The sequence below is a fragment of the Butyrivibrio hungatei genome, assembly GCF_900101605.1.
GTDB classification, from domain to species: Bacteria; Bacillota; Clostridia; order Lachnospirales; family Lachnospiraceae; genus Butyrivibrio; species Butyrivibrio hungatei_B.
In genome coordinates, this window is record NZ_FMUR01000004.1 from 104,592 (window position 1) to 117,431 (window position 12,840).

Consider the following 12,840-nt stretch of genomic DNA (forward strand, 5'->3'; position numbering starts at 1 on the left):
GTAAAAAATTAAAGATATCAAAGCCCATTTATGCCAAAGGTTTGTTGGGCAAATTATATGATTTTCTACCGAAAAAATGAGCTCCGGAAATCCGAAGCTCATTTAATAATCTAATATTATTAGTTGAGACCGGCAGCCTGCTTAGCAACTTCCTCAGCGAAGTTCTCGTTCTTCTTCTCGATACCTTCACCTGTCTCGAAACGTACGAATCTCTTGATAGAGAACTTAGCGTTATTGTCCTTAGCAACCTTAGCGATGTACTGGCCAACTGTCTGCTTTCCATCCTCAGCCTTTACGAATACCTGCTCATTAAGGCAGATTTCCTTAAGCTCCTTGTTAAGACGTCCGATAAGCATCTTCTCGATGATCTCCTGAGGCTTTCTCTTTCCTTCAGGAAGCTCCTCGTTCTCCTTCATAGCCTGAGCAAGAAGAATCTCCTTCTCGTGATCTCTGTACTCCTGAGAAACATCATCAGTTGAAACATACTTGGGATTAAGAGCTGCAACCTGCATAGCTACGTTCTTAACTGCTTCCTTGATATCGTCATTTACAACATCTGTATCAGCCTCAACGATAACAGAAATTCTTCCGTTTCCGTGTACGTAAGGAACTACAATACCGTTTGATGCAACAACCTTCTCGAAACGTCTGATGCTGAGCTTTTCGCTGATAACAGCTGTGATCTCAACAAGAGCATCATTTACAGTCTTAGACTCATCAAGGTTCCACTTCTCAGCGAGGAATGCATCAAGATCCTTGGAATCTGAATTTACTGCCTGCTGAGCAACTGCCTCAACAAAGCTCTGGAACTTCTCGTTCTGTGCAACGAAGTCTGTCTCTGAGTTAACTTCTACAACTGCTGCTGTCTTATCATCCTTAAGAACAACTCTTGTAAGACCTTCTGCAGCGATTCTGCTGGCCTTCTTCTCAGCCTTCATGATTCCGTTCTTTCTAAGGAATTCTACTGCCGCATCCATATCTCCGTTAGTTTCTGTAAGAGCCTTCTTGCATTCCATCATTCCTGCACCGGTAGACTCACGCAATTCTTTAACCATTGCTGCTGTGATAGCCATGTGTATTTTCCTCCGTTTTTATAATAGCAGCCAACCATAAATGATTGGCTGCGACAATTTAGTTCAAAGTTATCAATCTATTACTCTGCATCTGCAACTTCTTCGATGTCTTCAGCTTCCTCTGCAACGAATTCTGCTGCAACGTCAGCCTCAGCACCCTGATTAGCTTCGATAACAGCGTCAGCCATCTTACCAACGATAAGCTTTACTGCTCTGATAGCATCATCATTTCCGGGGATGATGAAGTCAAGCTCTTCAGGATCGCAGTTTGTATCAGCGATACCGATAAGAGTGATTCCAAGAGACTCAGCCTCCTGAATGCAGATTCTTTCCTTCTTGGGATCTACAACGAAAATAGCATCGGGAATTCTCTTCATATCTCTGATTCCGCCAAGGTTAGCCTGAAGCTTTGTAAGCTCCTTCTTAAGCTGAGCAACTTCCTTCTTGGGGAGAACTTCGAAAGTTCCGTCTTCCTGCATCTTCTCGATAGTCTTCATTCTTGCAATTCTGCTCTGGATTGTCTTGAAGTTTGTAAGCATTCCACCGAGCCATCTCTCGTTGATGTAGTACATTCCGCAACGCTCAGCCTCTGACTTAACAGCGTCCTGTGCCTGCTTCTTTGTTCCTACGAAAAGGATTGTTCCACCCTGCTGTGCAATCTCAAATACTGCCTTGTAAGCCTCGTCAACCTTGATAACTGACTTCTGAAGGTCGATGATGTGGATTCCGTTTCTCTCTGTGAAGATGTAAGGAGCCATTTTAGGGTTCCATCTTCTTGTCTGATGTCCAAAGTGAACACCTGCTTCAAGTAACTGCTTCATTGATACAACGCTCATGATATTACCTCCATTTGGTTAGAATCTTCCGCACATCCCTGGCTCATGCGATATATCGGCGCGTTTTCCGATATACAGAGCTCTCTTCTGATCGGCATTACCGACACCGGAAAGAGAATTAAATGTGCGTGATTATTTGTTTTACCGTGAAATAGGCATAAACACACCTATGAACACAGCTTTTTAACTATATCATAAGGAAAAGCATATTTCAAGTAAAAAAGCTGTGAAAATAAGTTATTTTCACAGCTTTAAAGCTAAAATTATTTAATATGCATTTACTGAGTGATAGCTTTCGCTATATCTTCATAAGAAGCACCCTTCATAATGTTCTTGTTGCCCGAATGAATCCTTGTATCAAGATGGCTTTCGATAAGAAATCTGTTAAACTTAACGGCGTCATCGACAAGTCCCGCATCATACAGTATCTTGGCTACTTTGTCTGATGATGAGCCTCCGGAGATTGTAACCTGAACCGACACAGGCTCAGCCGGAGTAGGTTCAGGCTGAGTGTTTTCTTCGGTATTATTCGGCTCTTCTGCAGGCTCCTCAGAAGCTTCTTCGGGTTCTTCCGTCACTTCTTCTTTCTTCTTATTGTCAATAACAGGTTTTTCTTTATTTTTATCCTTATCTTTGTCTTTGTTCTTGTCGGCATCTTTAAGATCTTTGGAACTAAGAGAAGCTGCTGCGGATGAATTCTTGTATGCCGCACCGCTTATACCGTTTGCAACAGCCGGAGAACCGATGCCCGTATCAGCTTCGACTTTTTTATCGGCATCGGCTTTAATATCTGCAACAGATGCGGCCGTAGCCGAATTGCTTGCTGATGTATCCTTAAAGGAAGGACCACCGTCAGCGCCGCTTGCCGTATTTATCATTTTATCTGCAGATGCCGAAACGCCGGCGTCTTCCGGCAACATATCTTCACCGCTTGCATCTTCATCCGAATAATCGGAAAGGACGCCGCCTTCAACCATTCCGAGGCCCTTTGCTTTTTCTATTACCTCGGCATCGCTGATAGGTGCTTTTCCCGCTCCCAGTGCAAAGCCCATAATTATCGCGGTAATTATAACGCCAAGGCCAATTCCCCTAAGGTAATATTTTAGTTTCATTTATAGAATATTCCTCACTTAACTTTTCTGTGCTTGTTGGAAAGATCTATCACAAGCTTTACTTCCCCGATGCCCAGACCAAGCTCTCTTGCAATGACCATATTTGATTTTCCGGCCTTATGCATCTCGATGATCTGTCTGTTCTGAGAAATCGGATCGGCTGCTGTGAGTTCTTTCATGTTCTTGTCGGGATTGGTACTCTTAGCTTCAACTCTTACAGCTTCGGTGATGGGAACAACTTTGGCATTTGGCTGCTGTTCCTGTATAGGTTTTATTTCGTCTTCATCATTCGAAGTATTTCCTACAACATGAAGTCCCATAGCTTCTTCCGGAGTTATAACTTTAGCCGTGATCTTTTCAAGTTCCATGACAGGCTCTTTCTCAACGGTCGCAACAGGTACAGGTTCTTCCGGTTCTGTAGGAAGAATTATCTTTTCTTCAACCTCTTTGACAACCTTTTTGGCCTCGTCGGCTTTCTTCGTTACTTCGGAAACCACTGAAGTAAGATTCTTATGCTTGTCATTGAGCATATCATACATAAACATTACTTCATCATGATTCTTGTGAATATCATTGATCACAGTATCGGAATATTCCCCGATAGCGGAAAGTTTTTCGTTTGATATACGTTCCATTGCTCTCTCTGTTCTGTCCAAAGAAAGATCTACGGTATCGTCTACCATATTTTCAATATTTTCTCGCTGGTCTTCGACTTCACGACGAACAAGCTCACGGATTTCTCTCTCCATGAGCATCTTATCTTCTTCGTCGAGTTTCTTCCCCGCAGGAAGAAGGTAACCCAATATTATTGCCGCGAATCCGACAACGATGAGAACAATCTCTGTAATACTAATCATTTATCCGCCTATTTTGCTAAAAAATTCAGGCACCACGCCCGTTTCCACCATTATAATATAGAAATGTTAAATCTTCAAATCAAAACCGTGAGAAATACCAAGATCTACAGGTTTTCCATTTCGATCAAGCATGTGTTCCGAAATTTTTTCCATTTTTTCAACTGAAAGCTGTCTCTCTAAAATAGGATTATTCTCATTCTTTTCGTCCTGCTTCTTTTTTCTATTTTTTCCGCCGTCCCCCGAATATTCATTGCCGCCTTTCTCACCGGCATCCGCAGAAACTTTAGCTCCGCTAACGTCATCCTTTTGAATAACCGAATTGCGCTGATTATCAACTTCTTCGTTAAACTGAGTCTGAAAGTTCTGCCTGTCCATCATGGGTCTTGCATCCTCCGACGCCTTCACCGCGGAAACCTCATTAGAAGCAGCGATCACGCCAAAGTCAATTCTGTTTATTGACATGGTTCTCTCCTCCGTTTAGATAGGTGCTAATCTTACATCTCCTTCCCTGACAACAAACTTGCTGTAGTGAACAGGTTTTTTTACGATCATAGACAACTCACCGATATTAACGGTAGTTCCGGGATATGCGGTTCCCTCAACCACAACCTCGGCTTCCTTTGCTTCCGCAAGCCTTTCCATAAGATTTGCGTATTCTTCCGAGTCATCCTGGATCTGTTCTGTAAGGCTTTTGTTTAACTCTATAAGTTTCTTTGCACTTTCAACCTGCTGAGGACTAAACTTTACTCCCGCCTTGAGCATCTTCGTAAATCCTTCAATGGTAGGTCTTATGCTTTCTATATTCTTCTGTGCTTCCGTCATTTCCTTCTGAAGCTCTTTCAGCCTTTGTTTAAGCTGCGGATCCGCCCCAACTTCTATGATGGTATTTGCTCCCATCTCGGATCCGAGAACTTTAGCCTGGATCTTATCTGCGGCACTAACTCTTCCTCCGGCAATAAATCCTCTTCGGCCGGTTACGTTTACCTCTGTTCCCGAGGAAACATTTGAGTGGAGTATACATTCACTTGTGATGCATCCCCTAGCGTTTACAGTCGCATTCTCAATAAATCTTGTTACGATATTTCCACCGGCTTTTATGTTTCCGCCGGCTTTTGCTCCGCATTCAAGCACTATATCGGCGCCCGCATCAAGAACAGCGCCCTCAACAATTCCGCGAACAATGATATTTCCGCCCGCTTTTACGCTGAAGTTGGTGGCAACAACGCCGTTTATCTCAACACTTCCGTCGTAGTCTATATTTCCCGTTGCAACATCGACATTCTCAAGCTGCAGCACGTCGGAAACAACGACTTTTCCTTCGCTCAAAGTTACATGGCCTGATTTTGCCGATTTAAGTGTAAGCTTATCATCCGAAAGAATGGTATTTCTGCCTGCTCTGATATGTGAAGGCTTAACAACGGCAGGCTTTATCTGTTCTCCGTAAACATTTATTCCCGGCACTCCCGGAACTTCCCTGTGAAGTGTGGCGAGAAGGTCGCCTTCATTTATATTATTGATCAGGTTAAGATGAAAATAATCAACGCTTCCGTCTTCTTTAAGAGTAGGACGTGCCCTTAAGTTGGTATTAAAGTGATACTCAACATAAGCATTCTTACCCTGAACTACTTCTTTTCCTTTTGCAATAAGTATCTCTTTACAGTATTCTCTATGTTCAAAAAAAGCTTTTATATTCTCTTCCTGAATTCCATAAGTGTATTTTCTGTACGCGATTGAGCTTCTAAATTCCGCTTCAGTCATAAGCTGTGCGCCTTCCGTCGGCGGATAGAAAAATGCCGTGACAGTCATTTTATCCTTGGAAACGTCAAACTTTACCCCCTCACGTTCAGGAAGTACCTTCGCTTCGGTAAATACATAGACATTTGCGTCAGACTTGTTCACAGCATCATTTAGCTTAATTACATCGTATTGAATTTTTCTTTCGTCCAAGTACTCACGAACAACATTAACGTTTAGAGACTTTCCCCCATCGGTTGGGGCATAAATTCTGATACCGGTTCCCTGCGGTGTGTTTACGAGTTGAAAATATCCGTTCATAAAATCCTCTTCCATCAAATAAAATTTACTATCTGGAGTTTGTAATAATTCCCAGATAATCTCCCAACTTTTCGCGCATCTTTTGAAGCGCCTTTGTGTGAAGCTGTGATACCCTCGACTCCGAAACCTCCAGAACCTCACTTATCTCCTTTAATGTAAGCTCCTCATAATAGTAAAAAAGAATGACCTTTTTCTCCTTGTCGGTAAGATGCTCCAAGGATTCGGCCAGCATCTTTTTTAGTTCCTCCTTTTCTATAGCCTCCTCAGGCTTTGTGAAACCTGAACCGGTATTACTTGAATCATCGGCAATATCCGCACCCTGATCCATAAACTCATTTAAGGAAACTACCCCCGTAACCTTCATTTGGTTCTGCCAGTTCTGGTATTCATCTTCAGTAATATCCATTTTAGCCGCTATTTCGGCGTCTGTAGCTATATGACCGCTCTCTTTTTCAATTTCTCTGATCGCAGTCTCGATCTTCTTCTGTCTCTGTCTTATAGTTCTGGGAATCCAGTCCATCTTACGGATCTGGTCAAGGATTGCTCCTCTGATCCTCAGACTGGCATAAGTTTCAAACTTAACGTCCTTCATGAGATCAAACTTATCAATGGCATCTATAAGTCCGAAAATGCCATATCCGACAAGATCGTCATATTCGACGTTAAATCCGAGATACATGCTAAGTCTTCCGGCTACAAGCTTGACAAGAGGAGCATACTCCAATATGAGCTGCTCTCTCAGTTCCCCGGATTTGGTATTACCATATTCTGTCCATAATTTATTTCTAGCTGCATCATCCATGTCTAAGTTTCCCCGGTTCTATTTTTTTACTGAGGAATGTCGTGAACTTCCATATTGTCGACATCTTCCCCGGCACTACTTTCTGCCTCCATTGCCGCTCTGGCCTCTTCCTCGAGTCTCTCGGCTTCAAGCTTTTCAGCCAAAGCTTTCTCGTAGTTAATATCCAAAAACTTGGCGATCATCTTCTCTGTGATAAGACCGATCACCAAAAATATAACTACCGAAACAAATACAATAACAATCCACTCTCCGACCGGATAGTGCTTAAAGAACGTAAATACTGATACTACAGCCGTTGCTGAAAGCACTATCAGTGGAGTTATTAGTTTGGTGTTTATTTTTTTCAGTTCTTCTAAATCGGTATTCATATGATTTTTTCAGGCTTTCCTACAGCTCTGATAATATAGTTTCCGTTTTCGGGATAAAAAATTACTGTCCGTCCGTACGAATCACCGGTATCCTGAGCAAGTACAGGAATATTTAGCTCCTTTAATTTTTTTAGTGATGCCGCGACATTTCTGTCACCGACACGCATCGTTGCATTGTTTGACTGAAAAGCAAACATCTGCGCACCGCCGGCAATCTTTGCCACAAGGCGCGTTTTATTGCCGCCTTTGGCAACTATGAGCCTTACAAGTTCCTCAATTCCTGTATCTGCAAATTTAGGTATATTAGAATTGTTCCTAATCTCAGTTGAATCCGGCAACATTACATGAGCCAGCCCACCAATCTTGGTAACAGGATCCCTAATAGCAATTCCAACGCAGGACCCAAGCCCCAAAGTTGTAATTCCGTCGGGGCTGACACAAATATTCAGATCGGCCATTCCAACCTTAATTATTTGACTCATATTAGCCCCTTCACGAATCTGAAACGTCTCCCATGCCTAAAGAAGAGAGAATTTTACGGTATCCATCAATATCAGGTAAAAGAATAAAATAACCGCTCAACTTAAGTTCATCAAAGAACTGTGTCTCTATAAGAAGGATCTTGTCTCCCATCATTCCGAATTGAATTGCGGGAACACTCAGTATCGCCGCAGCCATGTCAATGGCAACATACGGAATTGACGGAATGAGTTTTAGGTTTGTCATCATGGAAAGTGAATTGAGATACGAACCGGTAATGATATTACCGACTTCTTTAAGAGCTGACATCTCAACTTCATCAAAATCCTGATCTTCAGGCTTGGGGCCTGTACCCATAAGCTGATCGACCAAATGTCTGGCAGCTTGTTTGCCCAAGAGGAACATAATGCTTCCGTCGATATCACCGTCAACGGCAAGATAAATACCTGCCATTATCTTCTCAGCTCCGCCCATGAGGTCTCCGACATCTTTGAAGTCCAAAAGACGTACCTGCGGAACACACATATCAACCTTTGTTCCGATCATCTGAGCAAGCGCTGTAGTTGCATTCCCGGCACCGATATTACCAAGTTCCTTCAGCACATCAAAATACTTGTCGGATAAATTATCCAAACTCATGTCTGCCATAAAATAAATCCTCCGAAATTAACTTGCGTTAGACGCTTTTTCTTTTGATTCTTTCTCAGACACAACCGCATCGAGATCGAGTATTGAAACCAGTCCGCCGTCATAGTGACCTACGCCGCTGACAAAAGAGACTTTTGACTGTCCCTTTTTATCGTCATAACGGACTTTCTCAATGTCTTTTTCATTAAGAGTAAGAACCTGATTAACCTGATCCACGATTATGCCTACGAGATCTCCCGTTTCGGTCTTTAAGATGATTATTCTCGAAGCGCCCGTGATCACGTCTTCCGAAAGTCCCATCTTCATTCTAACGCTCATAACAGGAACGATCTCGCCTCGGATATTGATAACTCCCTTAAGGAAAGCATCCACCTTCGGTACTCTCGTAATCTGCTGCATTCTTACAATATTATCTATAAATTTGATGTTGATGCCATACTGCTCATCATCGATCTTAATTACAATATACTGGATAAGTTCGCCTTTATCGGCTTTTTCTTTAACTTCTTTTATCTCATTCATATTCGGCTCATCCTTTCTTCGCTAAACAAATGTTACCATCAGAAAATTGAATTGGTATCAAGAATAAGTGCTATCTCACCGTCACCAAGGATAGTTGCTCCGCTTATAAGCTTGCACTTATTTGTATATTTACCCAAAGGCTTGATAACGATTTCCTGCTGTCCCATAAGTTCGTCGATAACAAGTCCGATCTGCTGATCTCCCTTTCTTGCGATAACAACAACCATATCATCGTCTGCTGATTTACTTGACTTTGTATCAAGCACTTCATTGAGTCTTACGATAGGTGTTACGCTTCCACGAAGATTGATAACTTCTTTATTTTCTACAAGTTTAAGGTCTGAAGGAGACACATCCTCAATACTCTGGATCGAATCAAGAGGAATTGCATATTTCTCGTCTCCGACAATAACCATGAGAGCCTGAATAATGGCAAGTGTAAGAGGAAGTCTGATTATCCATGTAGATCCCGAACCAAGCTTGGTATTAACAGATACCTCACCCGAAAGAGATTCAACTTTGGATTTAACAACATCAAGTCCAACACCACGTCCTGAAATCTCGGAAACCTGCTTGGCTGTGGAGAATCCGGGATGGAACAAGAGCTCTACGCACTGTTTCTCTGTCAAAAGAGCTGCCTGCTCGGGTGTAACGATTCCCTTCTCAATGGCCTTGTTCTTAACTGCCTCTGCATCTATTCCGTTACCGTCATCACCAACCTCGATAACAACGCTGTTACCGTCCTGGAAAGCGTGAAGGAAAATCTGTCCTACTTCCGGTTTGCCTCTCTGGGCACGGATATCAGCTGATTCAATTCCGTGATCGGCACTGTTTCTGATAAGGTGCATCAAAGGATCACCTATCTCATCAACCACGGTTCTGTCCATTTCTGTATCTTCACCGGTCATTGTCAGTTCCATCTTCTTGCCGAGAGTCTTGTTAAGATCTCTGATCATACGAGGAAACTTCTGAAGAACACTCTCGATAGGAACCATTCGAACTTTCATGACCGACTCATGAAGGTTTGTGGTAACACTCTCGAGATATTCAATCTGCTCATTTACGTTTCCGTTGCTGACACCCGAAGTGTTGGCTGCGGAAATAAGTGAGTTCTTCGCGATGATAAGCTCGGAAACAAGATTCATAAGAACATCAAGTTTCTCAATATCAACACGGACTGTTCTGTTTACAACAGGCTTACCCAAAGGCTTCTTTCCGCCTGCAGGTCCTGCGGCGGGTGCCTTTCCTGCTGCAGGTGCGGGTGCAGGTGCCGAACCCTGTGCGGGAACGGGTGCAGGCGCAGCAGTTGCTGCAGCGGGTGCAGGTTCGGGAGCTTCCTCAGCAGCTGCTTTTTCCGCATCGAGATCGAATTCTCCGCATTCGCAACCTGCAACTTCAGAAACAGACTTAACTATTTCAGCTACCTTTTCTTTTGTCTCATCTGTAATTATTACAAGGCTGAATGAGAAATCAAATTTCTCGTCTTCAATATCCTGTGTGTTGGGCTCGGAAACAACGATCTCACCGACCTCTTCGATTCCCTTAAATACAAGAAAACCTCTTGCAGCCTTAAGAATACAGGATTCCTGAATATGTACGGTAACTCCCAATACATTTTTTCCCTGAGCTTTAGCTTCTTCCAAAGTTGTTCTTGCGGAAGAGTCGAGCTTGATAGCCCTGTAGTCACTCGCAGGATCTCCGCTTGGCTCAGAAGCCGGTGCAGAACTTTCCGCAGGCTCCGAAACTTCAGCAGTTCCATCGGAAGCAGCTGCCGCTCCGGAATTTCCGGATCTGATATCAGCGAGAGCTTTTATAATATTCTGATGCTCTTCAGTACCTTCGTCCTGATTTTCGGTAATGTTGTCAACATATCCCTGAATAGCATCAAGACACTGAAGAAGCACGTCGATCATCTCTGATTTGATCTTGATCTTACCCGCTCTGACATCTGAGAAAACATCCTCCATGTCATGGGTAAGGTTCTGCATTCTGGTATAGCCCATGGTTCCGGCCATACCTTTCATTGAATGAGCCGATCTGAAAATTTCATTGATACAATCCTCATTTTCGGGATCCTGCTCAAGAACCATGATGTTGTCGTTTAAAGACTGAAGGTGCTCCTTTGCTTCATCAAGAAAGACACTTAGATACTGAGAAACATCCATAATCAATCTACCTCCATAAGAAAAATTGTTTAGTCATGCAAAATGTTTGTCGTCATTGGCAGTTAATGGAGGGATATGGATCGTCAGATATGAAAGATCAAAAGTAACCCCTTCAATTAACACCAACATTCATTATTATTTCCTGGGCGATGTCATCAAGTTTTACAACCTGATCGACAAGTCCAGCTGTTGCTACTGATTTGGGCATTCCATAAACGGTGCAGGTGCTTTCTTCCTGGCCGATTACATGTACTTTCTTTTTAGATTTCAGATTCTTGATTCCCTCAGTTCCATCGGCGCCCATTCCGGTCATTACTACGCAGCAGATCTCATCGTAATCTGACTCAACAAGTGATTCATACATGAAATTTGCACAAGGTCTTACGCCTTCTCTGGTCGGTCCGTCCATATAATGGATAACACTTTTTCCTGCATTCTTAATGATATGCATGTGTTTGCCGCCCCTTGATATATATACCGTTCCCGGTGCCAATACATCGCCTTCGGCGGCCTCTTTAACATGAACCTCGCTCAGAGAATCAAGTCTTTCAGCAAGTGATGCTGTAAAGCCTTCCGGCATGTGCTGAACTATAACTACCGGAGTCTTGAGGTTTTTGGGAAGCCTTGGGATAACCGATTGTAATGCCCTCGGGCCACCCGTTGAACTTGCTATCGCAACAATCCTGTTACCCGTGATCTTGCTCGCGGATTTTGTAACCAGTTCAACAACCTTGCGTGATTCCTTGACTTCGTCAAAAGAAAATGCTTTGGTTGAACCCGGCGCTTTACTGTTTGCAACAGCAGAAAGTGTATTGAGGAAAAGCTTACAAAACTCTTCGCCCTTACACTCCGATGCTCTGTCCGGCTTGTGCACGAAATCAAGTGCACCCAGATCAAGGGCATCCATTGTAACTTTGGCACCTTCTTTAGTATCGGTGCTCGCCATCATTATCTTGGCTTTTATTCCGTTCTTGTGAAGTTCTTTAAGCATAGTGATACCGTCCATTCTCGGCATATTAATATCAAGTACGACAGCATCATAAGTATTATGCTTTAAAAGCTCCAGTCCCTCAATTCCGTCCTTAGCCTTGTCAGCTACCTGGAATCTTGAATCTGAGTTAATAATATCACTAAGAACTGTTCTCATAAGTGCAGAATCATCAATTATCAAAATTTTTTTCATAATTATGTTTGCTTCTTTCTTATTTTTCGTTCTTCCTCAAAGATGAAGTGGATAATATCTTCTCTGGAAGGTTCGTCAATATACACGTATTGGATACGATGTTCAAATAAACCCGGTCTACTTTCTAACTCTTGTACCTTTAATATGCTGCAGATCATTTCAAATTCTTTATCATTTGCCCCCCTCGGTAAACGATACGAGCAGTAAATGATACTGCCCTCCTCGTACTGGAAGTTGGCCACAAATCGCAGCCCGCCTCCGCTTATGTCAACTATTACGCTCCTCTGGAGCGGTTTTGTCTTGTCGACGAGATATTTTCTGTTCTTTTCAAAGGCTTCCAGCTCTCCTTTTGTGCAGGTTCGGGATTTTAATTCAAGAGCACAGCTGAATCTGTAATACTCTCTTCTCTGTAGTCGTTGTAACTCACTGGAAAGATCGAGTACAAGTATATACATATTGTCGCTTCTGTATCTGTCTACAATCCTGGAATAACATTGAAACAATCCCTTGGTACTGTAGAAACACAAGCTATATTCTCCGTCAACAGGCAGTAAAACCAGTTTTCCTTTTTCAAATGGCATGAGAACTTCAATCCTGTCATCCGAAGTAACATCCATGACTTTGCTCATATAGATGTGTCTCGTTCGCGTATCCTCATCCATCCAGACTTTACCGGCTGCCTTAAGTTCCACTCTTATCCCGGGTGAAATATAATCTGTGAGCATATATTACCTTGTCT

General features: G+C 42.8%; 14 protein-coding genes. All 14 read right to left on the reverse strand.

The window, feature by feature from the left end; all coding sequences use genetic code 11:
• Positions 1-119: 119 nt before the first annotated feature.
• Positions 120-1,073, reverse strand: coding sequence for a translation elongation factor Ts (tsf, locus tag BLP87_RS02290; RefSeq protein WP_074461255.1), 954 nt, complete (start codon positions 1,071-1,073; stop codon positions 120-122).
• An 80-nt stretch (positions 1,074-1,153) separates the two neighbouring features.
• Complete coding sequence (gene rpsB, locus BLP87_RS02295) at positions 1,154-1,909, reverse strand: 30S ribosomal protein S2 (RefSeq protein ID WP_074461256.1); 756 nt, start codon at positions 1,907-1,909, stop codon at positions 1,154-1,156.
• Positions 1,910-2,187: 278 nt separating this feature from the next.
• Positions 2,188-3,021 (reverse strand): MltG/YceG/YrrL family protein, encoded by an 834-nt coding sequence (locus tag BLP87_RS02300; protein ID WP_074461257.1) that lies wholly within the window; start codon positions 3,019-3,021, stop codon positions 2,188-2,190.
• A gap of 14 nt (positions 3,022-3,035) precedes the next feature.
• Positions 3,036-3,878, reverse strand: a complete 843-nt coding sequence (locus BLP87_RS02305) for a DUF6115 domain-containing protein (protein ID WP_074461258.1) — start codon at positions 3,876-3,878, stop codon at positions 3,036-3,038.
• Positions 3,879-3,944: 66 nt separating this feature from the next.
• Positions 3,945-4,340 carry a hypothetical protein gene (locus BLP87_RS02310; protein ID WP_074461259.1) on the reverse strand — a complete coding sequence of 132 codons (396 nt, stop codon included), beginning with the start codon at positions 4,338-4,340 and terminating at the stop codon, positions 3,945-3,947.
• Between the two features lie 15 nt (positions 4,341-4,355).
• Positions 4,356-5,933 (reverse strand): DUF342 domain-containing protein, encoded by a 1,578-nt coding sequence (locus tag BLP87_RS02315; protein ID WP_074461260.1) that lies wholly within the window; start codon positions 5,931-5,933, stop codon positions 4,356-4,358.
• Between the two features lie 28 nt (positions 5,934-5,961).
• Complete coding sequence (locus BLP87_RS02320) at positions 5,962-6,735, reverse strand: FliA/WhiG family RNA polymerase sigma factor (RefSeq protein WP_074461261.1); 774 nt, start codon at positions 6,733-6,735, stop codon at positions 5,962-5,964.
• 26 nt (positions 6,736-6,761) lie between these two features.
• Positions 6,762-7,103, reverse strand: coding sequence for a hypothetical protein (locus BLP87_RS02325; RefSeq protein WP_074461262.1), 342 nt, complete (start codon positions 7,101-7,103; stop codon positions 6,762-6,764).
• A complete protein-coding gene (locus tag BLP87_RS02330) occupies positions 7,100-7,585 on the reverse strand; it encodes a chemotaxis protein CheD (RefSeq protein WP_074461263.1) in 486 nt (161 codons plus the stop codon). The genes BLP87_RS02325 and BLP87_RS02330 overlap by 4 nt, the downstream gene beginning before the upstream one ends.
• A 10-nt stretch (positions 7,586-7,595) precedes the next feature.
• Positions 7,596-8,231 carry a chemotaxis protein CheC gene (locus BLP87_RS02335; protein WP_026654766.1) on the reverse strand — a complete coding sequence of 212 codons (636 nt, stop codon included), beginning with the start codon at positions 8,229-8,231 and terminating at the stop codon, positions 7,596-7,598.
• Positions 8,232-8,249: 18 nt separating this feature from the next.
• The gene (locus BLP87_RS02340; RefSeq protein WP_074461264.1) at positions 8,250-8,753 is read right to left on the reverse strand and encodes a chemotaxis protein CheW; all 504 of its coding nucleotides are present in this window, start codon (positions 8,751-8,753) and stop codon (positions 8,250-8,252) included.
• Positions 8,754-8,791: 38 nt separating this feature from the next.
• Positions 8,792-10,918, reverse strand: coding sequence for a chemotaxis protein CheA (locus BLP87_RS02345; protein WP_074461265.1), 2,127 nt, complete (start codon positions 10,916-10,918; stop codon positions 8,792-8,794).
• Between the two features lie 112 nt (positions 10,919-11,030).
• The gene (cheB, locus tag BLP87_RS02350; protein ID WP_083334418.1) at positions 11,031-12,101 is read right to left on the reverse strand and encodes a chemotaxis-specific protein-glutamate methyltransferase CheB; all 1,071 of its coding nucleotides are present in this window, start codon (positions 12,099-12,101) and stop codon (positions 11,031-11,033) included.
• A gap of 2 nt (positions 12,102-12,103) precedes the next feature.
• On the reverse strand, positions 12,104-12,826 hold the full coding sequence (locus BLP87_RS02355) for a flagellar brake protein (protein WP_074461267.1): 723 nt from the start codon (positions 12,824-12,826) through the stop codon (positions 12,104-12,106).
• Positions 12,827-12,840 lie beyond the last annotated feature (14 nt).

Coding starts and splice junctions, on each gene's coding strand:
- BLP87_RS02325 (WP_074461262.1), bottom strand. CDS start 7,103: ATGAATACCGATTTAGAAGAACTGAAAAAAATAAACACCAAACTAATA.
- rpsB (WP_074461256.1), bottom strand. CDS start 1,909: ATGAGCGTTGTATCAATGAAGCAGTTACTTGAAGCAGGTGTTCACTTT.
- BLP87_RS02355 (WP_074461267.1), bottom strand. CDS start 12,826: ATGCTCACAGATTATATTTCACCCGGGATAAGAGTGGAACTTAAGGCA.
- BLP87_RS02330 (WP_074461263.1), bottom strand. CDS start 7,585: ATGAGTCAAATAATTAAGGTTGGAATGGCCGATCTGAATATTTGTGTC.
- BLP87_RS02300 (WP_074461257.1), bottom strand. CDS start 3,021: ATGAAACTAAAATATTACCTTAGGGGAATTGGCCTTGGCGTTATAATT.
- BLP87_RS02335 (WP_026654766.1), bottom strand. CDS start 8,231: ATGGCAGACATGAGTTTGGATAATTTATCCGACAAGTATTTTGATGTG.
- BLP87_RS02320 (WP_074461261.1), bottom strand. CDS start 6,735: ATGGATGATGCAGCTAGAAATAAATTATGGACAGAATATGGTAATACC.
- tsf (WP_074461255.1), bottom strand. CDS start 1,073: ATGGCTATCACAGCAGCAATGGTTAAAGAATTGCGTGAGTCTACCGGT.
- BLP87_RS02315 (WP_074461260.1), bottom strand. CDS start 5,933: ATGAACGGATATTTTCAACTCGTAAACACACCGCAGGGAACCGGTATC.
- cheB (WP_083334418.1), bottom strand. CDS start 12,101: ATGAAAAAAATTTTGATAATTGATGATTCTGCACTTATGAGAACAGTT.
- BLP87_RS02340 (WP_074461264.1), bottom strand. CDS start 8,753: ATGAATGAGATAAAAGAAGTTAAAGAAAAAGCCGATAAAGGCGAACTT.
- BLP87_RS02345 (WP_074461265.1), bottom strand. CDS start 10,918: ATGGATGTTTCTCAGTATCTAAGTGTCTTTCTTGATGAAGCAAAGGAG.
- BLP87_RS02310 (WP_074461259.1), bottom strand. CDS start 4,340: ATGTCAATAAACAGAATTGACTTTGGCGTGATCGCTGCTTCTAATGAG.
- BLP87_RS02305 (WP_074461258.1), bottom strand. CDS start 3,878: ATGATTAGTATTACAGAGATTGTTCTCATCGTTGTCGGATTCGCGGCA.